16 protein-coding genes and 1 pseudogene are annotated in these 23328 nt (G+C 68.6%); 8 read left to right on the top strand and 9 right to left on the bottom strand.

Annotated elements, in window-relative coordinates; genetic code table 11:
* Positions 1 to 65 precede the first annotated feature (65 nt).
* Both AMK18_RS00735 and AMK18_RS00730 read left to right on the top strand, forming a co-directional pair.
* Positions 66 to 1265 carry a cytochrome P450 family protein gene (locus AMK18_RS00735; protein ID WP_073862261.1) on the top strand — a complete coding sequence of 400 codons (1200 nt, stop codon included), beginning with the start codon at positions 66 to 68 and terminating at the stop codon, positions 1263 to 1265.
* Between the two features lie 159 nt (positions 1266 to 1424).
* Positions 1425 to 2438, top strand: coding sequence for a LacI family DNA-binding transcriptional regulator (locus tag AMK18_RS00730; RefSeq protein WP_073861235.1), 1014 nt, complete (start codon positions 1425 to 1427; stop codon positions 2436 to 2438).
* Between the two features lie 178 nt (positions 2439 to 2616).
* Here the strand turns inward: AMK18_RS00730 and AMK18_RS00725 are convergent, their stop codons facing one another.
* The 4 genes from AMK18_RS00725 to AMK18_RS00710 form a co-directional block, all read right to left on the bottom strand.
* On the bottom strand, positions 2617 to 3528 hold the full coding sequence (locus AMK18_RS00725; protein WP_018105420.1) for a carbohydrate ABC transporter permease: 912 nt from the start codon (positions 3526 to 3528) through the stop codon (positions 2617 to 2619).
* Entirely contained in the window at positions 3525 to 4481 is a 957-nt protein-coding gene (locus AMK18_RS00720) for a carbohydrate ABC transporter permease (RefSeq protein ID WP_018105419.1), read from the bottom strand. Before AMK18_RS00720 ends, AMK18_RS00725 begins: the two co-directional genes overlap by 4 nt.
* A gap of 115 nt (positions 4482 to 4596) precedes the next feature.
* The gene (locus tag AMK18_RS00715; protein WP_073861234.1) at positions 4597 to 5895 is read right to left on the bottom strand and encodes an ABC transporter substrate-binding protein; all 1299 of its coding nucleotides are present in this window, start codon (positions 5893 to 5895) and stop codon (positions 4597 to 4599) included.
* Between the two features lie 118 nt (positions 5896 to 6013).
* On the bottom strand, positions 6014 to 7435 hold the full coding sequence (locus tag AMK18_RS00710; RefSeq protein ID WP_073861233.1) for a GH1 family beta-glucosidase: 1422 nt from the start codon (positions 7433 to 7435) through the stop codon (positions 6014 to 6016).
* Between the two features lie 403 nt (positions 7436 to 7838).
* On the opposite strand from AMK18_RS00710, the pseudogene AMK18_RS00705 reads away from it, so the two are divergent.
* The 5 genes and pseudogenes from AMK18_RS00705 to AMK18_RS00690 all read left to right on the top strand — a co-directional run bounded on the left by AMK18_RS00705 (position 7839) and on the right by AMK18_RS00690 (position 13237).
* Positions 7839 to 8879 (top strand): annotated as a pseudogene (locus AMK18_RS00705) (LacI family DNA-binding transcriptional regulator).
* Positions 8880 to 8934: 55 nt separating this feature from the next.
* On the top strand, positions 8935 to 10149 hold the full coding sequence (manD, locus tag AMK18_RS00700) for a D-mannonate dehydratase ManD (protein WP_073861232.1): 1215 nt from the start codon (positions 8935 to 8937) through the stop codon (positions 10147 to 10149).
* A gap of 40 nt (positions 10150 to 10189) precedes the next feature.
* Entirely contained in the window at positions 10190 to 10396 is a 207-nt protein-coding gene (locus tag AMK18_RS34725) for a hypothetical protein (protein WP_158071795.1), read from the top strand.
* The gene (locus AMK18_RS00695; protein ID WP_073861231.1) at positions 10378 to 11610 is read left to right on the top strand and encodes a DUF6271 family protein; all 1233 of its coding nucleotides are present in this window, start codon (positions 10378 to 10380) and stop codon (positions 11608 to 11610) included. Before AMK18_RS34725 ends, AMK18_RS00695 begins: the two co-directional genes overlap by 19 nt.
* The gene (locus AMK18_RS00690; RefSeq protein ID WP_073861230.1) at positions 11603 to 13237 is read left to right on the top strand and encodes a GNAT family N-acetyltransferase; all 1635 of its coding nucleotides are present in this window, start codon (positions 11603 to 11605) and stop codon (positions 13235 to 13237) included. Before AMK18_RS00695 ends, AMK18_RS00690 begins: the two co-directional genes overlap by 8 nt.
* 63 nt (positions 13238 to 13300) lie before the next feature.
* Here AMK18_RS00690 and AMK18_RS00685 read toward each other — a convergent pair whose 3' ends face one another.
* Positions 13301 to 14584, bottom strand: coding sequence for a glycoside hydrolase family 6 protein (locus AMK18_RS00685; RefSeq protein WP_443333208.1), 1284 nt, complete (start codon positions 14582 to 14584; stop codon positions 13301 to 13303).
* Between the two features lie 555 nt (positions 14585 to 15139).
* Here AMK18_RS00685 and bglS point away from each other — a divergent pair.
* Positions 15140 to 15919: a beta-glucanase gene (gene bglS, locus AMK18_RS00680; protein WP_073861228.1), complete on the top strand. Its 780-nt coding sequence runs from the start codon at positions 15140 to 15142 to the stop codon at positions 15917 to 15919.
* Positions 15920 to 15998: 79 nt separating this feature from the next.
* Here the strand turns inward: bglS and AMK18_RS00675 are convergent, their stop codons facing one another.
* From AMK18_RS00675 to AMK18_RS00660, 4 genes are all read right to left on the bottom strand, one after another.
* Positions 15999 to 16391 carry a type II toxin-antitoxin system death-on-curing family toxin gene (locus tag AMK18_RS00675; RefSeq protein ID WP_073861227.1) on the bottom strand — a complete coding sequence of 131 codons (393 nt, stop codon included), beginning with the start codon at positions 16389 to 16391 and terminating at the stop codon, positions 15999 to 16001.
* Entirely contained in the window at positions 16388 to 16582 is a 195-nt protein-coding gene (locus AMK18_RS00670) for a ribbon-helix-helix protein, CopG family (protein ID WP_073862260.1), read from the bottom strand. The genes AMK18_RS00675 and AMK18_RS00670 overlap by 4 nt, the downstream gene beginning before the upstream one ends.
* A gap of 333 nt (positions 16583 to 16915) precedes the next feature.
* The gene (locus tag AMK18_RS00665; RefSeq protein WP_241836408.1) at positions 16916 to 19327 is read right to left on the bottom strand and encodes a BTAD domain-containing putative transcriptional regulator; all 2412 of its coding nucleotides are present in this window, start codon (positions 19325 to 19327) and stop codon (positions 16916 to 16918) included.
* A 905-nt stretch (positions 19328 to 20232) separates the two neighbouring features.
* Positions 20233 to 23286 carry a pPIWI_RE module domain-containing protein gene (locus AMK18_RS00660; RefSeq protein WP_073861226.1) on the bottom strand — a complete coding sequence of 1018 codons (3054 nt, stop codon included), beginning with the start codon at positions 23284 to 23286 and terminating at the stop codon, positions 20233 to 20235.
* Positions 23287 to 23328: the final 42 nt, after the last annotated feature.

The raw sequence follows: 23328 nt of genomic DNA, 5'->3' as shown, positions 1-23328 counted from the left end.
TCCGCAGACCTGGAGCTCCGTTGAACACGTCACCGGTGAACCCCGCGGCCGGCCCTCCGCACCGCATGGACCCGACCGGAGGCTGCCCCCACGCGGCCAACGCCCGCCTGCTGGAACGGGGTTCGGTCGTCCCGGTGGTCCTTCCCGGCGAGGTGCGCGGGATGGCGGTGCTGGGCCACGAGGCGCTGAAGGAGTTCCTCGCGCACCCCGACGTCGCCAAGGACGCACGGCACTTCGCGGCGCTCCGGGCCGGGGAGATACCCGACGGCTGGCCGTTGAAGACGTTCGCCACGGTGCAGGGCATGACGACCGCGGACGGCGACGACCACCGGCGGCTGCGCGCGCTGATGGGCCGGGCCTTCACCGCCCGCCGGGTCGAGGAACTGCGGCCTTCCGTGGTCGAGCTGACGGGCCGACTGCTGGACGGCCTGGAGGCGGCCGCCGACGGGGACGGGGTGGCCGATCTGCGCACCCACTTCGCGCTGCCGCTCCCGATGGGCGTGATCTGCGAACTGCTCGGCGTGGACGAGGTCCACCACGACCGGCTCCATGCCCTCTCCAGCCAGATCGTGGCCACGGACATCGGACCGGCCGAGGCGATGGCGGCCAACCGGGAGATGGGGGAGATCCTGAGCGCGGTCACGGCGGCCCGGGCGGCCGATCCGGGGGACGACCTCACCAGCGCGATGATCGCCGCCCGCGAGGAGGACGGCGACCGGTTCAGCCCGCACGAGCTGATCGGCACCCTGATGCTGACCGTCATCGCGGGCCACGAGACGACGATGAACCTGATCACCAACGCCGTACGCGCCCTGTGCGCCCACCGGGACCAGCTCGACCTGGTCCTCTCCGGCGGGGCCACCTGGTCGGACGTGGTGGAGGAGACCCTGCGCTGGGACAGCCCGGTCAGCTACTTCCCCTTCCGCTACCCGACCCGCGACCTGACCCTCGACGGCACCCTGATCCCCCGGGGCACCCCGGTCCTCGCGGGGTACTCCGCGGCCGGGCGCGACCCGCGGGCCCACGGCCCGGACGCGGCCGCCTTCGACCTCACCCGCACCGGACCCCGCCACCTCTCCCTGGGCCACGGCCCCCACTACTGCCTGGGCACCCCCCTGGCCCGTCTGGAAGCCACCACGGCCCTGGAACAGCTCTTCACCCGCTTCCCGGCCCTGGACCTCGCCGTCCCGGAGCCGGAACTCCCCAGCGTCCGCTCGTTCGTGGGCAACAGCGTGCGGAGACTGCCGGTACGGCTGAGGAGCTGAGACTCGGGCCGCGACCCCGCGTTCAGGCATGAGAGCGCTCCCAAAAATCAGCTGCCCGAGAGCGGCAGCGGCAGGGATTCCCCCTCCGTATCCATATGTCACGCTCACAGGTGACAATGGAAGGGCTTCCATAACTGTCGCGAGAGAAGGCCCGCGTTCATGACTGAGGAACTGCCCCATCGGCACGCCACGCTCGATGAGGTGGCCGCGCTGGCCGGTGTGTCGCGATCGGTGGCTTCCCGGGTGATCAACAACGCACCCCATGTCAGCCGGGCCAAGCGTGAGGCCGTCGAGAGGGCGATCAGGAAACTCGGCTACGTACCCAATCCGAAGGCGCGTGCCCTGGCCACGCGGCAGGCGGGGGCGGCCGCGCTCGTCATCTCGCAGGACGACCCGGAGGTCCTGACGGACCCCTTCTTCGCGCAGGTCGTCGCCGGGGTGGCCAGTGCGCTGGAGGACGCCGACCTGCACATGATGCTGTGCGTCGCCGCCAGCCCGCGCGGGCGGGAGCGGGTCGAACAGCTCGTGCGCTCCCGTGTCGTGGACGGGGTGATGCTGATGGCGTTGCACGAGGACGACCCCCTGGCACGGATCGCCAAGGAGAGTCGGATCCCGGTCGTCTTCGGCGGGCGACCGGTGGACTTCGAGCCGCGCTGGTACGTGGACATCGACAACGTCGGCGGCGCACGGGAGGCGACCGATCACCTGCTCAAGCGCGGGCGGACCCGCGTGGTCACGATCTGCGGCCCGCTGGACACCGAGGTGGGCGCCTCCCGGCACCGCGGCTACCGGGAAGCGATGACGCTTGCCGGTCTGAAGCCCCGCCCGCCCGAGCAGGGGGACTTCACGGAAGCGTCCGGGGCCGCCGCCATGGCCCGTCTGCTGGAGGCGCATCCGGATCTGGACGGGGTGTTCGCGGCCAACGACAACATGGCGGCGGGCGCGCTGCGCGCGTTGCGCGGCGCCGGGCGCACCGTGCCCGTGGACGTGGCCGTGGTGGGGTTCGACGATCTCGCCGTCGCGCAGCTCGCGGAACCCACGCTCACCACGATCCACCAGCCGGTCCGGGATCTGGGCCGCGAGATGGCCCGGATGCTCGCCGGGCTGATCGCGGGCCGTACCTCCAGCCCGCTGATCCTGCCCACCCATCTGGTCAAGCGCTCCAGTACCTGACGGGCGGACGGGGTGAGTGGTGCGCGGCCGGCAACCGCTGGCCACCGGGAGGCGGCCGGGCGGGGAGCGAATACCGGTTGCCTGCCCGGAGGCGGGCCGCACACCACCGCTCATGGGCGATCGCCGGGAGACGGGCTCCGGGCCGGATCGCGCGCGGTACGGCTCGTCGGGGGGCCGTTCACCCCTTGACGGCGCCCTGCATGATGCCGCCGACGATCTGCCGGCCGAGCAGGCCGAAGACGACCAGGACCGGCAGGGTGCCCAGGAGGGTGCCCGCCATGACGACGGACTGGTCCTGGACGTAGCCGCCGCCGAGCTGGCGCAGGGCGACCTGCACGGTGGGCTCCTGGGAGGAGAGCGCGATGATCGGCCAGAAGAAGTCGTTCCAGGCCGTCATGAAGGTGACCAGGGCGAGGACCGCCATGGCGGGGCGCGCGATGGGGACGACGATCTGCCAGAAGATCCGGGCCGTGGAGGCGCCGTCCACACGGGCGGCCTCGATGAGTTCGTCGGGCAGTGACTGGGCGATGTACTGCCGCATGAAGAACACCCCGAAGGCGGAGACCAGGCTGGGCAGGATCACCGCCTGCAGCTGATTGGCCCACTCGAGCTTCGCGATCACCATGAACAGAGGGATCACGCCGAGCTGCGGCGGGATCATCATGGTGCCGACGGTGAACGCGAGCAGCGCGTTGCTTCCCTTGAAGCGCAGTTTGGCGAAGGCGAACCCGGCGAGCGTGGAGCACAGCACGGTGCCGACGGTGATGGAGCCGGACACGATCAGGGAGTTGACCAGGGCTTTCCCGATGTCGGCCTGGTCCAGGGCCTGTTGGAAGTTGTGCAGCAGGTTCGGCCCGGGAATCAGCGTCGGCGGGACCTTCGCGATGTCCGCGTTGGAGCGGCTGGCCGCCACGATCGTGTAGTAGAACGGGAAGGCGGAGACGAGCACCGCGAAGATGAGGAACGTGTAGGTGAGGCGACTGCCCTGCATGGTGCGTCCCGCACGGCGCCTCGGCCCTCGGGGGCGGGACTCGGTGAGGGCGGACGGCTGCCCGGCCCGCGCGGTCTTCGGATCGGCGAGTATGGTCACCGGCCGGCCTCCTTGGCCATGCGTCGGCGCGCGAGGAGGGCGTTGAGCCCGACGAGCACCAGGATGAGCAGGAACATGACCCAGGCGATGGCGGCGGCCCGGCCCAGGTGGAAGAAGGACCAGCCCTGCTCGTACATGTACAGGCCGAGGGTCTGGTACTGGTGCGTGATGCCGCCGCCCGCGTTGCCCTCGAACAGCAGCGGCTCGCCGAAGAGCTGGGTGGCGCCGATGGTCGACATGATGACCGAGAAGACGATGGTGGGGCGCAGGCCCGGCAGCGTCACGTGCAGGAACTGCCGCCAGCGGGAGGCGCCGTCCATTTCGGCGGCCTCGTACAGATCGCTGGGAATGGACTGCATGCCGGCCAGGAAGATCAGTGCGTTGTAGCCGGTCCAGCGCCAGACGACGATGCAGGCGATGGCGGTCTGGGAGGCGAGGGTTCCCGTCTGCCAGTCCACGGGCCCGATGCCGACGAGTCCGATGACGTAGTTGATCAGACCGAAGTCGTGGCCGAAGAGCTGGGCGAACACGAGTGTCGCGGCGGCCACCGAGGTGGCGTACGGCATCAGCATCATGGTGCGGAAGAAGGTGCGCCCGCGGAGCTTGTAGTTGAGCAGGTGCGCGAGTCCCAGGGCGATCAGGAGCTGCGGGACGGTGGACAGCACCCCGAGGGTGAAGGTGTTGCGCAGGGCGCCCCAGAAGAACGGGTCGGTGAAGATCGCGGTGTAGTTGCCGAAGCCGCGCCATTCCATCTCGCCGGGGGTCTGCAACTCGATCCGGTACAGCGAGATGAACGCGGTGTAGATCAGCGGGAAGAGGCCGAAGGCACCGAACAGCACGAAGAACGGCGCTATGTAGGTGTACGGCGAGAGGGTGCGCCAGGCCCGGCGCCCTGGTGGGAGCTGGGCACTGCGCGCCGGCGCGGCCGGAGGCGCGGGAGCGGTGACGGTCACGGGGGCGGCCCTTCGGGTGTGCGGGGAGGCCGGGGCCTCGGCGGGTGGGCTGGAAGGAGGGGGCCGGGGGCGGGCCGGGGCGTGGCGAAGCACCCGGCCCGCCCCCGCGGCGTGATCAGCCGATGGCGTTCTCGATGCCCTTTTCGGCGTGCTTCCAGGCCGTGTCGGGGGAGGTGCCCTTCTTCTCGATCTCGAACAGCCCGGCGGTGATCTGTTCCTGGATGTCCTGGTCGTTGACGCCGAGCACCTGGACCGGCGCCTGCTTGGCCGCGTCGCCGAAGATCTTTCCGATGGGCGCACCGGAGAAGTAGGGGTCCTTGGTGTCCGCCACCTTCGCGAGGGCCGGGACGCTGGAGGGGAAGTTGCCGATCTCGGTGAAGAGCTTGGCCTGCTGCTCGGGGGCGGTCAGCCACTCGATGAGCGCGTAGGCCTCCTTCTTGTGCTTGGCGGCCTTGGGGATGGAGAGGTACGAGCCGCCCCAGTTGCCCGGCACACCGGGCATCTTGGCGATGTCCCACTTGCCCTTGCCCGCGTCGCCCGCCTGGCCCTTGATGTAGCCGAGCATCCAGGCCGGGCACGGCAGGGTGGCGAAGGAACCCGCGGCGAAGGCCTGGTTCCAGGGCGGCGTCCACTGGGCCAGCTCGGCGCTCACACCCGCGCGGTCGGCCTTGACGGACAGGTCCCAGGCTTCCTTGACCGCCGGGCTGTCCTGGTAGATGAGCTTGCCGGAGGAGTCGTAATAGCGCTCCTTGTACTGGCCGGCCACGTTGGTGTAGATGCTGCGGATGCTGTCGATCCAGGCGGTCTTGGCGGGAGCGTTCTTCATGTACTGCTTGCCGAGGTCCAGGTAGCCGTCCCAGGTGGACCACTTCTTGGCGAGTTCGTCGCGGTCGGTGGGGAGTCCGGCCTTCTTGAGCAGGTCGGTGCGGTAGCAGATGGCGCCGGGGCCGTTGTCCGTTCCCAGGCCCATGACCTGGCCGCTCTTGGTTGTGGCGGCGCCCCACTTGGAGTCGGTGAAGTTCGCCTTGAGCTTGCCGGCCCCGTACTGGTTGAGGTCCTCGAACTTGTCGCTCTGGCGCTGGGCCACGGAGGCGATGCGGCCGATCTCGATGCCCTGGACGTCGGCGAGGCCGCCGCCGCCGGCGAGCCGGGTCTGCAGCGCCTTCCAGTAGTTCTTCTCCTCCTGGGTGTCGGTCTGCTTGATCGTGATGTTCGGGTGGCTCTTCTCGTACTCCTTGTAGAGCCCGGCCTCCTTGAAGCCGAACGTGCCGAACAGGTCGACGGTCAGGGTGACCTTGCCGTTGCTGTCCTGGGCATCGGTCGAGCCCGATCCGCAGGCGGCCAGCAGGGTGCCGGCCACGGCGACGGCGCCCAGGCGGATGAGGGTTCTTCTCGCGGCTCGTGCGAGGGACATGGGAAGGCTCCTAGGACTTCGTCATGGGTGGGGTGGAAGCGCTCCCACTCGGCGTGAGGCGGGGCCTCGCGCCCGGGGGTGGCGTATGTGCGTACAAAAGGTGGTGCAGGCGGAGACCTCAGGACCCCTGGCGTCCACGGGTCGCGTTCGCGGCGTCGCGCAGCCACTCGGCGCTCTGCTTCGGGGTGCGCACCTGGGTCTCGTAGTCGACGTGGACGATGCCGAAGCGCTTGCCGTAGCCGTAGGCCCACTCGAAGTTGTCCATCAGGGACCAGGCGAAGAAGCCCCGCACGTCCGCTCCGGCCTCGCGGGCCCGTCCGACCGCGGCGAGATGATCGGCCAGGTACTCGGTGCGGTCGATGTCCTCGATGCGGCCGCCCGCGCCGGAGTCGTACACCGAGTCGTCGAAGGCCGCCCCGTTCTCGGTGATGTACACCGGAGTGCCGGGGTAGTCGCGGCTGATGCGTGTGAGCAGGTCGGCCATGCCCTGCGGGTGGATCTCCCACGGCATCGCGGTGACGGGCCGGTCGGGCTGAGGAACCCGTACGGTCTGCCCCGGCTCGTCGCCCGCCGCCACGACGTCGCTGACGTAGTAGTTGATCCCCAGGAAGTCCACGGCCTGGCCGATGACCTCCAGGTCCCCCGCCTCCACCGGCAGGGTGGCCCCGAGCCGGTCCAGGTCCTCGACCACGTCCTGCGGATACTGCCCGCGCAGGACAGGGTCGAGGTAGATGCGCACGCCCATGCCGTCCGCCTGACGGGCGGCTTCGAGGTCGGCGGGCCGGTCGGACGCGGGGTAGATCTGGGCGGGGTTGAAGGTGATCCCGACCTGCGCGGGGGTGGGCACCACCGACCGGATCCGCTGCACGGCCAGTCCGTGTCCCAGATGCAGATGGTGCACGGCGCTGATGGCGGCCTGGAAGTCCTTGCGGCCCGGGGCGTGGCAGCCGATGTGGTAGCCGAGGATCGCCGAGCAGAAGGGCTCGTTGAGGGTGATCCAGTGGTGCACCCGGTCGCCGAGCCGGCCGGCCACGAGCTCCGCGTAGTCGGCGAAGCGGTAGGCGGTGTCCCGCTCGGGCCAGCCTCCGGCGTCCTCCAACTCCTGCGGCAGGTCCCAGTGGTAGAGCGTCGCCCAGGGCGTGATGCCCTTCGCGAGCAGTTCGTCCACGAGGCGGTCGTAGAAGTCGAGGCCCTTGGCGTTCGCCGGTCCGCGCCCACCGGGCTGGACCCGCGGCCAGGACAACGAGAACCGGTAGGCGTCCAGACCGAGATCGGCGAGCAGTTGTACGTCGTCCGGCATCCGGTGGTAGTGGTCGCACGCCACATCGCCGTGGTCGTCCCCCTCGATCGCACCGGGGGTGTGACTGAAGGTGTCCCAGATCGACGGCGTACGCCCGTCGGCGTCGACCGCCCCTTCGATCTGGTACGCCGACGTCGCGGCGCCCCACAAGAAGTCCGCCGGCAGACCGGGAAGGGCGAGGCTGGGCAGGGGAGGGTGCTCGGGCCGGCCGGAATCGGCAGGCTTCAGATCGATGCTCATGGGGTGCTTCTCCAACAGCGGTGAGATGCGGGAAGGGGCCGCCGCGTGTGCGAGTGACTACCGGGCGGCAAACTGGGAGCGCTTCCAAGAAGATGGGGGTGCCGTTCACCTTTGTCAAGGGCCCGCGTCAAGGGTGCCTCCTGTCGGTGGTCGAGGGCCATCGGGGCGAATAGGTAGGTTTTGGCTGTATATATCGCCCCGAGAGCTCGGCGAACACGACGGATCTTCCCTCCCCCAGCGACCTACTCGTCGCTTGACACTGCTGGATGACTTGCACACTATTTGGGAGCGCTACCAATATGAGAGCCACGGAGCGCGGCGTTCGTTCCTGTCGTCGAAGGGCCGGGTCACCGCCCTTGCCCCGCTCGCCGGCCGCCCCTCCCCTTCCCTCAAGGAGTGCGTCGTGCCCGAACCGTCCGTGGCTGTCCGCCCGACCCTGGAGGCGGTCGCCGCCCACGCGGGCGTTTCCCGCTCAACGGTGTCCCGCGTCATCAACGGCGGGGCCAGTGTCAGCCCACACGTGATGGCCAAAGTCGAAGGGGCCATCGAAGAGCTGGGGTACGTCCCCAACCGAGCCGCTCGCACGCTGGTCACCCGGCGTACCGGAAACATCGCGGTGATGATCGCCGAACCCGAGGGCCGCGTCTTCTCCGATCCCTACTTCGGGCTCCAGATCCGCGGCATCAGCTAGGAGTTGGACGCGCACGACCTCCAGCTGGTCCTCCTCCTCGCAGAAGGGGCCGGCGACCGGGAGCGGGTCGACCGCTACCTGTCCGGCGGCCACATCGACGGCGCGCTGGCCTTCTCCGTACACCGTGACGATCCGCTGCCCGGCATCGTCAGACGCCTCGGCCTGCCGACCGTCTACGGCGGCAGACCCCACTGGGAACCGATCCCCGGGGAGGCCGCCCTGGCGTACGTCGATGCCGACAACCGGGGCGGGGCCAGGGAGGCCGTGCGCTACCTCGCCTCCCAGGGCCGCCGGCAGATCGCGCACATCGCCGGTCCGATCGGCCTGGCGGCGGGGATCGACCGGCTGGACGGCTACCGGGACGTGCTGTTCGACGCCGATCCCTCGCTCGTCGCGCAGGGCGACTTCACCGACGAGAGCGGCGAGCGCGCGATGGCCCAGCTCCTCGACCGCCACCCCGGCCTGGACGCGGTCTTCGTCGCCAGCGACCTGATGGCCAAGGGCGCGCTGCGCACCCTGCACACACGAGGCCGCACCGTGCCGCACGACGTGGCCGTGGTCGGTTTCGACGACCTCACCTCCGTGTCCACGTCCACCGACCCGCCGCTCACCACGGTCCGGCAGGACATCGAGGGCATGGGCCGCACCATGGCCAGGCTGCTGTTGCGCAAGCTCCGCGAGCAGGGCTCCGGCACACGGACCCAGGGCGCCGTCATCACCGCCACCACCCTGACGCGCCGCGGGTCGGCCTGAGCAGGCATGAGCAAGGCCGGGTGAGCAGCCCGATCCGGTCCGAAGGGAACATCGCATGAAGATCGTCGACGCGAAGGTCGTCGTCACCAGTCCCGGCCGCAATTTCGTCACGCTCAAGCTGACGACCGACGAGGGGGTCACCGGCCTGGGGGACGCGACCCTCAACGGGCGGGAACTCGCCGTCGTCAGCTATCTGAACGATCACGTGGCCCCGCTGCTGACCGGCCGTGATCCTCATCGGATCGAGGACACGTGGCAGTACCTCTACCGCGGCGCCTACTGGCGACGCGGGCCGGTGACGATGGCCGCGATCGCCGCCGTGGACACCGCCTTGTGGGACATCAAGGCCAAGGTGGCGGGCCTCCCGCTGTACCAACTCCTCGGCGGCGCGAGCCGGGAGCGGGTGCGCACGTACGGTCACGCCCACGGCCGCGACCTTCCGGAGCTCCTCGATTCGGTCCGCGCCCGCCTTGCCGAGGGCTATCCCGCCGTGCGCATCCAGTCCGGTGTCCCGGGCCTCAAAGCCGTCTACGGCGTGCAGAGCACGGGCAGCGACGGCATCCCGGTGCTCCACCAGCAGGCTCGCCCGATGGTGGAGGACTGGGACACCGACGCCTACCTGCGGCACGTACCGACCGTGTTCGAGGCGGTGAGGGCGGAGTTCGGGCCCGAGCTGCCGCTCCTGCACGACGCGCACCACCGGCTCACCCCGATTCAGGCCGCCCGCCTCGCCAAGGACCTGGAGCCCTACCGGCCCTTCTGGCTGGAGGACTGCACGCCCGCGGAGAACCAGGAGAGTCTGAGGCTCGTCCGCCGGCACTCCACGACGCCGCTGGCGATCGGCGAGGTCTTCAACACCGTGCACGACTACCGGACGCTGATCACCGAGCAGCTGATCGACTACGTGCGCAGCGCGGTCACCCACTTCGGCGGGGTCACCCCGCTGCGCAAGCTCTTCGACTTCGCCGCGCAGCACCAGATCAAGAGCGCGATCCACGGCCCCGAGGACATCTCGCCGGTAGGGATGGCGGCGGCCCTCCACCTCGACCTGGCGGTGCACAACTTCGGCATCCAGGAGTACTCGGGCCACACTCCGCTCACCGCGGAGGTCTTCCCGCACGCGTACACCTTCACCGACGGCCACCTGCACCCCGGCCACGAGTCCGGACTCGGTGTGGAGCTCGACGAGGAACTGGCGGCAGCGCACCCGTACGAGGCGGCGTACCTGCCGGTCAACCGGCTGCAGGACGGCACGATTCACGATTGGTGAGCCGGCAGGCGCCAATCCGGAGTCCGCGCTGTGCGCCATCATGGAAATCGCCAGTCGGCTTCCTCCTGCGAATGCCGAACGTCTCAACCCAAAGGGAGAAGTTGTGAATTCGCAGTTTTTCTCCACCCATGAACACCTGGCCGCCACCGGTCGGACACAATTCGAGTCGATGGCGGCCGAACCGGACGAAATCCGCACGCCGGGCGAAATCGCTGGGGAGGTGGGGATATGCGGCGCATCTGTCTGACGGTCCCGACGAACCGGGAGTGTGCTGCCACGCTCACCGAAGTACTCGCGGAGGCCGCTTACGCCGAAGAGCACTTCGATGTCGAGGTACACCTCGTGGTGCTGGATTCATCCGCCGACTTCGCCGCACATGCCCAGGTGCTGCGGGGGACGGAACGCGTCTGGCATCTGGACGAGGCAGCGCAGGGGGAATTCTTACAGCGGGTCATCCGGCGTTCCGGTGTCACCCGGCCCGGCCTCATGGCCGACCTCATGCTTCCTCAGGGCCTCTCGTACGGCGCCTGCACCAACCGCGCGTTCTGCGTGGCCGTCGCGCTGGGATGCGAGTCGGTGCACCGCCGTGACTCGGACAGCTATTTCCAGACCCACGACGGCGACCGGGTGTTCCCGATCCACGCGGAACTCCTGTCGCTCGGCAAACCGGCCCATATGGCGGTGACCACCGAGAACAAGCTGGACCCCGCGCTGCGGGACGCCACGGTATCCATGGTCGGTGCGTCATTCGTAGGCGAAATGTCAGTGGACCTCGGTGACATCCGCGACCACGAAGCCTACGGCGACCTCGTCGGCCTCTGGGCGGCCGAGGGCAGTTCGGAACAGGAGAAGGAGGCCCTAGTCAGGGAGTCCTTCATGGGATCGGAGCCGTTCGCCGGCGACTGGTCCGTCCTCACGGTGGTCGATCCGATGCGGGTGGACATGCACAACATCAGCTTTCACGGCCTCCACGAGAGAATTCCGTTGCCGCCGGCCAAGGACACCATCGGCAGCGACTACTTCCTGATCCACGTCGCCGACAAGGCCCGGCTGCCGGGCGTGCTGCACAATCGGCACATCGTCAACTTCCATACGCGGGAGAGGAAGAGCCCCGCCGGGTTCCTCGCCTATCAGATGCGCTTCGTGAAGTTCATTCTGTCCATGCACTACTTCCATTTCATCTATCGGCGCATGACGAACTCCACTCCGGCTTCGATCGCCGCCCTCGTCCGCGAGAGCGCATGGCAGAGCGGAGAGCCGAACGCAGTCAAACTGGACCGGATGGAACGCGTATACCGCAGAATCGGGGGGAAGTTCGCCGCGGTGGCGGACCAGATAGTGGAGCGCAGGGAAAGTCTGCTCACTGAAGCCCGCCGGGACATCGATGATTATGTGCAGCTCATCGAGGCCTGGGGGCCGCTGATGGATGCGAGTCGTGTCACGGATGTCCGCCATGGATGATGAGCCCGCGCACATACTGGCCGCTCTCGCGAACGGTGGCCAGGACCAACTCGTCTACGACCTGACCGGCATGGAGTCCCAGTACGACACGTTACGGTCCGAACTTCCCGGGGTCGCGGTGCGGTTCGCGTTGAAGGCATGCCCGCTGCCCGAAGTGCTCACCTGCCTGGCCGACCGGGGCGCCGGTTTCGATGCGGCCAGCCCTGGCGAAGTCCGCCAGGCACTGCGGACGGGAGTGGCGCCGCACCAGGTGCATTACGGCAACACGGTCAAGTCCGACCGGGAAATCGCGACAGCCTTCCACCTGGGTATCACCACGTTCGCCACGGACTGTGTCGAGGACGTGCGCGCGATCGCCCGGCACGCTCCCGGTGCGAGAGTGTTCTGCCGCGTGGCCACCAGCGGCCACGGTGCGCTGTGGGGGCTCACCAGCAAATGCGGCACCCACGACGCCGTCGGCGTCCTGGAGGAGGCGCGCGGGCTCGGGCTCATCCCGGCGGGACTGTCCGTCCATGTGGGATCCCAGCAGATGACCGTCAGCGGGTGGGAAGCGGCCATCGAAACACTCGCGGCCACCCTGTCGACGCTCGCCACGCGAGGAATTCACCTCGACCACATCAACCTCGGTGGCGGACTGCCCGCTCACGGCTACCTCGCCGCCGACGGCACCCCCCTCACACCGCCCACCGCGGAGATCTTCAGAAGCATCCGGGCAGGCATCCACCGGCTGCGGGAAGTGGCAGGGGGCGCACTCGACTTCGTCATCGAGCCGGGGCGGCACCTCGTCGCCGACCACGGCACGATCCGCGCCCATGTGTCCCGACTGACCGAACGTCACCAGAGGTGGCTGTACCTGACCTGCGGCCGGTTCAACGGGCTGTACGAAGGCGACCAGCTCCGGTATCCGCTCGTCTTTCCCACCCGCGGCGACAGCCCGCGTGTACCCGCGATCGTCGCCGGACCCACCTGCGACAGCGACGACACGCTCGGCAACGCCCTGGTGCCGGTGCCGCAGGACCTCGCCTCGGGTGATCCCGTGTGGATCCGGTCGGTCGGCGCGTACGCGGTCAGCTACACCACCCGCGGCTTCAACGGCTACGAACCGCTGCCTTACGTGGCCGTGCGCGCGGAGCGGATCCGGCCGATCGAGGCCGACGACTGGGACACCATCACGGAGCTGGAGTCACACGCGTACGCGGAACGCGGCCTGTCCGAGGACCGCGGCGTTCTTCAGTCCCGGGCCTCGGCCTCTCCGGCGACATCGTTCGTCCTGGACGCCGGGGAACGGGTCGGCGGATACCTCCTCGCTCTTCCCTATCCACGGTTCCGGTTCCCCGATCCGGACGTTCAGGAGAGCGAGGTCTTCAGCTCGTCGAACCTGCACCTGCATGACCTCGTCATCGGGAGCGAGTCCCGCAACCGTGGCTGGGCCACCCGCATGGTGCGCCATCTGACGGACGCGGCCAGAGCGCTGCGGTACGAGCGGATATCCCTGATCGCCGTGAGCGGTACGGCCGGATTCTGGTCCAGGCACGGATACCGGCCGCACCCCGAGGTCGCCCTGCCGGACGGCTACGGGCCGGATGCCCTCTACATGTCCCGCGCGATCACCGGAGGGAGCTCCTGACCGAGCACACCGGTCCGAAAAGGCGCTCGCCCGTCCGATGCCGGACGGGCGAGCGCCTTTCTGCTAGCGGCCGATGTTGAACGTGAGCGCGGGCTTCGCGTTCCTGGCCAGGGTGTGCGCGAAGTCCGGCCACCACGCGCCGGCCGCCGGGTCCTCGCTCCCGTACTCCGGGTCGGCGGGCCCCGCCGTGCCCCGGTGGCAGGTGCCGTCCGACTCGCCAATGGTCTTCACGTACAAGTACGCGTCGGCCAGGGGCTGACCGGTGTCGGCGGTGGGCCTTGCGCCGATGCCGCGCCCGGGAGCGTTGCACCAGGGTTCGGCGTCGGTGTACTTGCCCGCCGGGGGGATCCAGGCGCCGAGGCCGTTGCGGCTGTTGTCCAGGACGTAGTGCGAGAGGTCCTTGAGCGGGGGCCGGCCCACCGTCCGGTCGAACCAGGCGTCGGTCCACTTCCAGGTGGACGGGTCGTAGAAGTCCACCGCGTTGCCGGGCTGCCCGTCGTTGGGGGCGGCCGGCGAGTAGTACTGGCTGGCGCAGCTGTCCGTCTTGCCGCGGGCCTCCTCCGGGCCTTCGGTGGTGTACCAGACGCACTTGGAGACCCAGGTGGCGTACCGGTTGAGCTGGTCGGTGGGCTGGTAGTTGGAGACGTTCAGGGCGAAGCCCTGGGTGTCGGCCAGGCCGGCCTTGATCAGCCGGCCGGCGAGCTCACCGACCGGCTGCCAGTTGCTGCTGCCTCCGTCGAGGTACACGGACGTCTTGGGCTTCGACCTCATGAGGTCGACCGCGGTGCGGATGTTGGCGTACCGCTCCTCGGTCCGGCTGCCGTCCGCGTCGCCCTCGGGGCACTCCTTGGGAAGCAGGGCCAGCCCGTCCGGTTCGACGACGACCGCGGCACGGCCGGTGCCGATGCCGTCGGCCACACCCTGGACCCAGGCGCGGTACTCCTCGGGGCTGTCCGCGCCACCGGCCGAGTAGAAGCTGCAGTCTCGGCCGGTGACGTTGTAGAGGACGAACACGGGAACGGTGCCGGTCAGCCTGGCCGCCAGCATCTTCTTCTGAACGACCTTCTTGATCTCGGCAGGTGTGCCGTAGTCGAGCCAGATCGCCTGCGGCCAGGACGCCAACTTGGCCATCCGCACGGCGTCGTCGACCTTGCCGGCCTTGAGATCGGCGACCGCCTGCTGAGCGGCCCCGGCCTCGGGGTCGACGTAGAAGCGGGTGTTCCTGGGCAGCGTATGGTCGGCCGCCGCGGGGCCGGGCGAGGCAGCTGCCTCGCCGCCACCGCCCAGCGTGCCGGCGGCGAGCGCCGCGCAGGCAACCGAGACGAGCAACCGTCGCACTCTGCTCATGAGGTGAAGTCTCCTTTGTGCAGGCTGATTCGCCGGTGCGGACCCAATTTTTGGGAGCGCTTCCAGATTTCGGCAAAGCCCAGCGCTTTCGTGGGCACATGCTGAGGCCCGCGTTACGGGCATGTCAATAGCCGTTCAGCGACTCATTGCCGCACCCCTTCCGACCAGCCAAGTCAGCAGAAGAGGCAGACAGCGCTGGGCACTTGCCCCGCACCGCGGCGCATCGCCGGCCGCCCCTGCGGTGTGAACGGAAGGTTTCCTCCATGATGCACCGAGGCGCCCCGACCCCTTGTCGGCCCGCTACAGCGCTGCTACTTTTTGGAAGCGTTCCCAGTCTGGAAGCGTTCCCAGCCCTTCCCGTTCGCGGCGCACCACCCATGCGCCGTCGGGCCTGTACCACACCGCGACTCTCGGTTCCCCCCACCGGTGGTGCACGGAAGATCGTGGTCGAGTGCACGTCCCCGCACCACAGGCGTCCTGTCCCCGCACGTTGTGTCGCCGGTGGACGCCGAACCTCTCCCGCCTGCCGCATTCGCGCCCCCCAAGGAGGCAGTCATGCAATCCCGCACGGCTTCACGGCGGTTCCGCAAGTACCGCTGGCTACTCGCCCCGGCCGCCGCTCTCGCGCTGATCCTCAACCCGGTTTCCACCCCGGCGTACGCCGCCGGCAACAGCTTCACCGACAACTTCGACTCGTACAACACCGGCCTCTGGAGCAAGTCCGACGGCTGGTCCAACGGCGGCATGTTCAACGCCGGCTGGCGCGCCGACCACACCTGGTTCAGCGGCGGTGTCATGGGCCAGAACCTCGACACCGCGAGCTGCCCCTCCGGCTGCTCGGGCAAGCCCTACGCCTCCGGCGAGTACCGCACCAACGACCTGTACTCGTACGGCCGCTTCGAGACCCGCCTCCAGGCGGTCAAGCGCGAAGGCACCGTGACCGGCTTCTTCACCTACACCGGCCCGAGCGACGGCCAGCCCTGGGACGAGATCGACGTCGAGATCCTGGGCAAGAACACCAACCAGATGCAGACCAACTACTTCACCAACGGCGTCGGCGGCCACGAGACCGTCATCAACCTCGGGTTCGACGCCTCCGCCGGGTACCACGACTACGCCATCGAGTGGTGGAACCAGGGAACCATCAACTGGTTCGTGGACGGCAAACTCGTCCACCAGGAGGACGGCTCGCGCGGCGCACTCCCCACCCACCCGATGCGCATCATGACCAACCTGTGGCCCGGCACCGGGGTCGACAGCTGGCTCGGCCCGTTCAACTACCCGGGCACGCCGCTGACGGCCCGCTACGACTGGATGAAGTACACCAAGTACTGATCCGCCGAAGCGAAGTCACCGCCGGGGAGCGACAGCCCGTCTGCCGCTCCCCGGCGGTTCCCTTGTGCCGCGTCGAACGTCAGGAAACGGGAAACCAGGTCGCGAGGCGCTTGGCGATCGTCGGTACGTCGACGTTGTCCTGCGCGACTTCCTCGACGAACGGCCCGGCCACGGAAACGGGCGGCGGAACGACACTCGCGCTGACGCCGTTGAACCGCAGAAAGACACGCATGGCGAGCCAGGCGGTGGGCTTGTTGCCGTCGATCAGCGCGTGATTGCGGGCGACGGAGTGCAGCAGTGCCGCAGCCTTCTCGTGCAGCGCGGGATACAGCTCGGCTCCGAACACGTTCGTCCGGGGCCGCTCGATCGCCGACACCAGAAGACCCATGTCACGCACGCTGTGCTCGGTCCCGTTGACCGTGCGTGCGATGGTCAGGATCTCGTCGATCTGGATAGAGCGAACGTCCGTCACTTCAGGTAGTCCAGGATCTCCGCGTCGCTGTCCAAGAGCTCGGCCAGAACGTCGTCAACCTTCAGCTCGGCCCGGCTCTGGGCCTCACGGATGGCCTCAATGGCAAGCTCCTGCTTGCTGCGCCCCTCCCGACGAGCACGCTCGGTGAGCTTCGCGTCGAGGTCGTCGGGGAGTCGGAGTGTCATCACCATGGAAAACAAGGTCGAGCAAACCACCAGAGCAACAAAACCGCAGGCCAGAGGCCCCCTTCCTTGCGCTTCCAGACAGCCACGCACTCCACATGATGCGCCATCGGTATCACGTGCGACGCAAGAAGACGGAGGGGCGGTGGTCCGGGCCGCAGATACCGCGTTCGGGTCCGTGACACAGCCTCGTGCCGCAGGGTGGGGCGACCGGTGAGTCCGAGTGGGTGCAGTCGGAGCCTGTGCGGCTCGATGGCACTGCGCAAGTGACCAGAGTGCGCGAACCAGCCCCTCGCACCCCGGCTCAGGCTCTGCCCGTTCACCGGATGCCGATCAGACCTGTCACGGAAGGCGGGCAAGCCGGTCGAGGGCCGTGTCGAGGTCCCTCTCCCCCGCCCTTCTCAGCACAGCCGTGGCCTGCCCCATCGCCTCAGTCGACTCGGCCGCCCTTCCTGCAGCCTTGAGCGCCTTCGCGAGCCACACCAGCGTCCGGGCCTCCCTGCTGCCGTAGGTCAGTGATCGGTACAGCACGCGGGCACGCACCAACTCGACGACGGCAGCTTCGGGATCTTCCCACGCCATCCGGATGCGGCCCAGACTGAAGTGCGCGTGCGCCTGCCCATTGACATCACCCGTGTCCCTCAGCAGGGACAGGGCCCGCAAGCAGCACTCGGCCGCCTCCTCGTACTGCCCGAGGTCGTATCGCGCGCTCCCGATGCCGCTCAGTACAGCCGCCTGCCCAAGGACGTCCTGAAGTTCTACGAAGGCGGGCAGGGCCGCACCGAAGTGATCCAGCGCCTCACCGGTGGCACCACTCTCCTGGAGCAGGACCCCGAGGGTATGGCGCCCCAAGGCGGCTCCCAGCGTGTCTCCGTCGTCGTCACTGATCCGCACCGCCCCGTTCAGCTCCCGCACGGCAGCCTCGACGTTGCCCAGGGCTCGGTGGGTCCCAGCGATCATCCGGTGCACCATGGCCACGTCGGCCGGGCCGGACTCCCGCGTCGCCGCGGGGAGAGCGCGCTGGAGACCGGCGAGAGCGTCCAGATGTCGACCGGACCGCCACTGGAAGGTGACCAAGGTCATCGACAACAACCATGTGTAGCGGTCGAGCCCGTGCCGCTGGGCCAGTGCGACCGCGGCGGTCAGCGTCGAGTACTCCTCCTCGAACCACGTCATCGCCGCTGCCGCGTCGGCCGGGACCATGACTACGAGTGTGCCGGGCCGGCCGATCGGCAATCGCCGCCCGGGCTCCAACCGCCGGTCGCAGGACCACGCCTGGTGCAGCATGTAGTGCAGCACTCGCCTCACTACGCGCATACGCTCGGCTTCGGCCCACTCGCAGGTCAGTGCCTCGGCGTAGACCCGGACCAAATCATGCAGGGCATACCGCTCGTCCGAGGGTTCGAGCGCCAGGCCCATCCCCACAAGCTCGTCGACCGCATTACTGATGTGAGGGCTGTCCTCGGGCTCGATCGCCCGCACCGCCGCCCAACTGATCGTCGGCCCCGGATGGATCGCCAGCCGTTCGAGCAGTCTTGCCGCCGGAGCGGAGAGCTGCCGGCGGGAAGCGTCCAGCGACAGACGTACGCTCAGATCCTCGGAGCCCAGGTCGAGTGAGCGCAGCCGAGTGCTTTCCACTCGCAGTTCGCGCACGATGTCCGGCAATGCCCGTGGACGCCGTTTGATGCGCGCAGCCATGATTCCGAGCGCCAGCGGCAGCCCGGAACAATGTTCCACGATGTCGGGTACGAAGGGAGCGGCTGTACGCATGTGGTCCTCGCCGAGCCGCTCGCCGAGGAGTGCGGTGGCGTCCGCACGATTCAGGGGTTCGAGAGGGATGAGTTCAGCGTGCTCCCGGATCTGCAGCCCATCCAGATAGCGGCGGCCAGTAACGATCGTCGCGCTGGCCCCGGCCGGGGTGAGCAGCCGGCGGACGTGCGCCTCGTCCCGCGCGTTGTCCAGGATCAAGAGGACCGAACGGTCCGCGAGCGCGGTGCGGTACGCGGACAGCATGCCGTCCGACGTCGGCGTGGCTGGGCGCACGCCGAGATCGTTCAAAAGCCGGGCGATGACGTGCTCGTGACTCAGAAGGCCCTCAGGGGCGACCCCTCCGAGATCAACATGCAGGATGCCGTCGGCGAAGTACTGGTCGAGCGCCACCGCGACCTCGATCGCGAGCGCGGACTTCCCGACGCCGGGCAGCCCCGACAGGGCGACCAGCCGGGACCGCTCCGGGGATCGCCCCAGAAGTACCTCGGTCATCCGGTCGCGCTGCCGACGGCGCCCCACCAGCGAGGACGACCCGAGCGGAAGCTGACGAGGCCTCGGCGGGATCATGGCGTGGAGAGAGGCGGCAGTCCGCTGGTCGTATTCACCTGTCGCGCGTGCGAGCAGCAGGTGGGCGGTGGAGCGTCCGCATTCTCGCTCCCACTCTGCCAAAAGAGGCGGAATATCGCCCTCCCTGCCGAGCGTACGCAGCGCGCGCACCTTGAGTTCGAGCAATGCCTCACTCGTCGGCCAATGCACCAGGGCAGAGTCGACCCGGCCGAGGGCAGCCCGCAGCTGAGCGCACTCCAGTTCCGCTTGGACACAGGCGGTCGTGGCCTCCCGGAGCTCCCCCATAAGTTCATCCCGTCTCCGATCGAAAGCGACTCCTTGCATCCCATCAAAGAGAATCCCGCGCCACTCACCTGTCGCGTCGCGAAGCGAATCGAGCCGCACCGAGGAGTCGGGGGTGGACTCCGCAGTCCGCATTAGTTTACGGAAGCGCAGGTAGTCAACCTTCTCCGGCTCAACATGAACCCGGCAAGACCCCCTCTCGTTGCTCTCGAGGCAAATTTCCGGCACAGACTTCCGAAGCTGGTGAAAGGTCTGCCGAATGCGATTCGGACTCAATGGCTCGTGAGGCCAAAGGTAACGCATGATCTCGTCGTGGGACGCGCGAAGGCCCGGCGAAGCGAGGAGAACGACCAGCAACTCCAAGGCCTTTCGAGACCTCACTCCGACGGCTTGGCCCGCCCTGAGGACTGTCACCGGACCCAGTAACCGGAACTCCATGACGCCTCGCCTTCTTCCCGTTCGCGGTGGATCCGCGACCACCGGAGCAAAAGCATGACACATCCCATCGAGCGGCATTTAACGTTCAGCTAACGCTTGCCACTTGGCTTCGACGGGCCCGGCCTGACAATCTTCGAGCACCCCGATCCGGTCGGCCTGACGGGACGGGGATCACTGGGTCATTTTTTTCGATCACCTCGAATTGATCATCAATTGCGAGAGAATCCGACCCAGCAGTCGATCAAGAAACTCAAGGCTAGGAGAAGCTCATGCCCCGAAATTACATCGAACGCCGTACCCCCCGGCCCACCCCGAGGCGCTGCATCAACGGGACGAACTCCACCCGGCGGCACGATGCCCGTCTGACCTCCGGTATGGACTCCGCCGCCTGGCACGGCCGCGTATGGAAGCCCATCCGTCCGGCGGCTGAACTCGCACGCGAATGGGCGCTGTTCTCCGAATTCGAGTAGCGGCACCGCCGGAGGCGGGCCCTGGCAAGAGAGCCTCGGCCCGCCTCCGGCCGATGCAACGGGTACGCCGCCGCTTACCCGGGCGGCGGCTCTCCTGGAGCTCTTCCCCCGAAACCATCCGAATCCCCCACATCAGAAAATAGTTGACCGGTCCGGCGCCTCGCGACGCGGAGCTGGAATCGGCATGCCGGCGGCATCCGGGGCCCGCTTTCGGTCGTCGGGCAGGCTTCCGGTCTCCTCGTCGGAACGCTCCGGCATGATCTCCCCGTCTGTGGCCTCCGCTCCCGGTTCTTCCGCCGCGACGGTAGGAAGGACGTATGCCTGAGCCAATCCGGCGAGGTGCAGGGGAAGCGGAAGAGCGAGCGCGACCGGATAGTCGGGAGCCATGCGCAGTTGATGCATAGCGAGAGCGATGGCCTCGGGTTCGTCAGGCGTGGAAGATGATGACAACTCCACGTCCCGCTCCGCATGGCAGCCGAGCACAGCGATCTCGACCAAGGTCGGGTTCCAGGCTCCGGTGCCTGCCTGGGAGGTAAGCTTTCCCGCGGCGTTGACCCGAGCGGCGAGCCTGTCGAGTGCCGGTGAGACCGCGAAGGTTCCGGGACGTTCCGTGCTGCTGTAGAACACACGCCCAGCAATGTCATCGCATTCCCCGCCCCTTGGTGGTACCGCCCAGAACCCCGCTGGCTGGCCGTGGGCCTTGCCCGGCTCCGCCAGGCCCCACCACTGAGCCGTCTCATGGCTGGCTCGCCCACGCACCCGGACCAGCCGGAGTTCGTCGTCGATGCCTCCCGGTGGGGCGTGACCGACCCTGATCGCATCGGGCTCGATCTGCCCGTCCTGCAGCCAAGGCCAGTGCGACCTGCTGTTCTGCGCATGGGTGATGAGAACGGTCGGCTGATGGCGGAGCGAGTGCAGCATGCGCTGGAGGAAGCTCGCGGTGTCCTTACGCTGCTCTGACAGATTGGTCCGCCGCGCCTTCGCGGTGATACGCGGCGCGCCGTCGGCGCCGGGCTCGTCCGGAGCGGACGGGTCGACCTCGGCCTTCTTCACCAGCGCGAGCAGGAAGTGCGGATAAGGGATCCAGGTACGGGTGTCGTCGTCCCACCCACGGACGACGCAGAGTCCACCGCCCTCGGCGAGCGGAGTGACGAGCACGGCGACCGGCAGATGCCTCGGCAGCCGGGTAGGTCCGTCCTTACGCCGCTTGACCATCCAGAGGGCGGCGTACTGAAGACCGTCCGGCAGGTCACCGCCCAGGGTATGTTCCGGCAGGACACGTACGCCGAGCTGACGGAAGCCGTCCAACCAGGCCTGGTGAACCCTGTGTTCGACCGTGTCCGCGTTGGCTACCCGACGTTCTTCAGAGGGCGTGACGACGAACTGAGTCAGCACTCCCGCGTCGGCGCACCCGAGGCGCTGGGCGAACTTGGGGTCGGTGTCCGCCTCTCGGAAGGTCGTCCGGTGGCCGATCTCGACCAGGGCGAGGCCGGGACGGCTCGGGTCGGCGCCGTCCGCACGCAGCCAGCCGCTCAGCTCCCGACGGCGCGCCGTCACAGCACGGGCCGCTCGCTCTCCCCGGCGTCCGATGGCCGGATCGAGAACGAGCCCGTCCGCGAGCCCGTCGGTGAGCGGTAGGCAGCGCAGCCGCGCGACGAGTTCCGGGCTCCGCCATTCGAGCATCACGGGCCGGCCTGGACGGGCGTCGTCAAATGCCTGTTCCGACAGGTCGTGCGCTCCGCCATCGCCGTCGAGGCCCAACGTCCTGGCAAACTCCCGGATCGCGTGGCGGCGTAGTTCCGCGGTCCGCCAGAGCAGCCGGGCCGTCACATGCGTCCGCTCGACTTCCGAATCGGACGTGAGCCCGGCACGGTCCTCGAGCATCGCGATGGCGCGGCGCCGGGCGAGCGCCGCGCGCGATTCCTCGGCCCTCTTCGCCGGCTCGCCCAACGGCTTTGCACGCCGATTGGCCGGGGCTCCGATGCCCTTTCCGCGTCCGCGCACCAGATCGGGCAGCCGGACCACGCCCGGCGGCAGCGCCGTCTCCGCCCACGCGGTGAGCTGGGACCTCTGATGCGGCATGAGTCCCGGGCCGACCTCATGGGCGCCCATGTGGTTGCTGTGGACGACGGCGGCCCGAACGCCGGGGCCGTCACCGATCCAGTCTTCCGGGCTTGCGAGCAGGTGTTCGGGAGCGGGGAACTGTCCTACGACGCTGAGCTGGTGCAGGATGCCAGCAGGGTCGTTCTCGACCCAGGTGAAGCCGTTGGAGGCGCGGTCGCGCCGCAGCCGGGCCAGCGCCCCGCGTTCAGACGCGGGCACTCCTGGCAGCCAAGGAATCTTTGGGCGCAGATACACCGTGGTGGAATGTCCGTACGGCAGCGGCAGCCGTCCGGTGTCGGACCTCGTGTGGGTGGCCCAGCGACGTACCCCCCAGTGCAGATGCAGCCGCGGCCGCGGGTCGAAGGGCGTGGTGTGCAGTGAGATGTTGAGCGTGATCGAGAACCACCACTCCTTGCGTTTGATGGTGCGGCACAGCGGTTGCGACATGAGCTCCGCGCCTTGGTCCCGAGAGCCTCGGGGCAGCGCTTGGAAGCGCAGTTCACCCCCGTCGTACGGGTAGGGGTCAAGGCCCCGGACGCGGCGGGCGAGCGCATCGGTGGCGAGTTGGAACTGTCGGGGCTCCGGTGCGGCCGTCCCGCCGTCGGTGAGGTGCGCGCCGATAAGGTCGATCCCCGGCACACTCTCCCAGTTCAACGGGGTGCCCGACAGTTCGTCGCCGCATCGCAGGAGGAGGGCACGCAGCTCCGGGGTGGGCTCGGTTCGCCGGGGCAGCAGCGTGCGCAGCCAGGCATTGAACACCTGACCGCCCGCCCGGATGGGAAAAGGGTCGGGCGCGTCCGCGGGCACGTACATCCAGAAGTCCTCGGGTGGCAGCGGCCCCTCACCGACCGGAGGGCGAGCCCGCGGCCGCACGATCACTTCGGGAGCGAGGGTCTGCAGCGCGATGTCCAGGCTCTTGGTGGGCAGGGTCCGCTGCCACTCGGCCTCGGGCCGACCGTGGTTGTGGAGCGCCAGAAGTGGGCTTTGCCAGTGTTCGGGGAAGCGCAGGGCCCGGTAGTCCTGGGTCCATGGTGCGGCGGGATCGGCGAGGTGGTAGGCGGATCGGCGGATCTCTCGGTACACGGCAATACTCCCTCGGGGACTGTGCAATAGGAGCCGGTGTCT

The sequence above is a fragment of the Streptomyces sp. CB01249 genome (assembly GCF_001905735.1).
Classification (GTDB): domain Bacteria; phylum Actinomycetota; class Actinomycetes; order Streptomycetales; family Streptomycetaceae; genus Streptomyces.
Note: the sequence above shows the minus strand (reverse complement) of the source record. Positions and strands in the feature narration are given on the sequence as shown.

What these genes read in the sequence shown, in the direction of transcription:
- AMK18_RS00735 (WP_073862261.1), top strand. Translation starts at nt 66, where the DNA reads ATGGACCCGACCGGAGGCTGCCCCCACGCGGCCAACGCCCGCCTGCTG.
- AMK18_RS00730 (WP_073861235.1), top strand. Translation starts at nt 1,425, where the DNA reads ATGACTGAGGAACTGCCCCATCGGCACGCCACGCTCGATGAGGTGGCC.
- AMK18_RS00715 (WP_073861234.1), bottom strand. Translation starts at nt 5,895, where the DNA reads ATGTCCCTCGCACGAGCCGCGAGAAGAACCCTCATCCGCCTGGGCGCC.
- AMK18_RS00710 (WP_073861233.1), bottom strand. Translation starts at nt 7,435, where the DNA reads ATGAGCATCGATCTGAAGCCTGCCGATTCCGGCCGGCCCGAGCACCCT.
- manD (WP_073861232.1), top strand. Translation starts at nt 8,935, where the DNA reads ATGAAGATCGTCGACGCGAAGGTCGTCGTCACCAGTCCCGGCCGCAAT.
- AMK18_RS34725 (WP_158071795.1), top strand. Translation starts at nt 10,190, where the DNA reads ATGGAAATCGCCAGTCGGCTTCCTCCTGCGAATGCCGAACGTCTCAAC.
- AMK18_RS00695 (WP_073861231.1), top strand. Translation starts at nt 10,378, where the DNA reads ATGCGGCGCATCTGTCTGACGGTCCCGACGAACCGGGAGTGTGCTGCC.
- AMK18_RS00690 (WP_073861230.1), top strand. Translation starts at nt 11,603, where the DNA reads ATGGATGATGAGCCCGCGCACATACTGGCCGCTCTCGCGAACGGTGGC.
- AMK18_RS00685 (WP_443333208.1), bottom strand. Translation starts at nt 14,584, where the DNA reads ATGAGCAGAGTGCGACGGTTGCTCGTCTCGGTTGCCTGCGCGGCGCTC.
- bglS (WP_073861228.1), top strand. Translation starts at nt 15,140, where the DNA reads ATGCAATCCCGCACGGCTTCACGGCGGTTCCGCAAGTACCGCTGGCTA.
- AMK18_RS00670 (WP_073862260.1), bottom strand. Translation starts at nt 16,582, where the DNA reads ATGGTGATGACACTCCGACTCCCCGACGACCTCGACGCGAAGCTCACC.
- AMK18_RS00665 (WP_241836408.1), bottom strand. Translation starts at nt 19,327, where the DNA reads ATGCGGACTGCGGAGTCCACCCCCGACTCCTCGGTGCGGCTCGATTCG.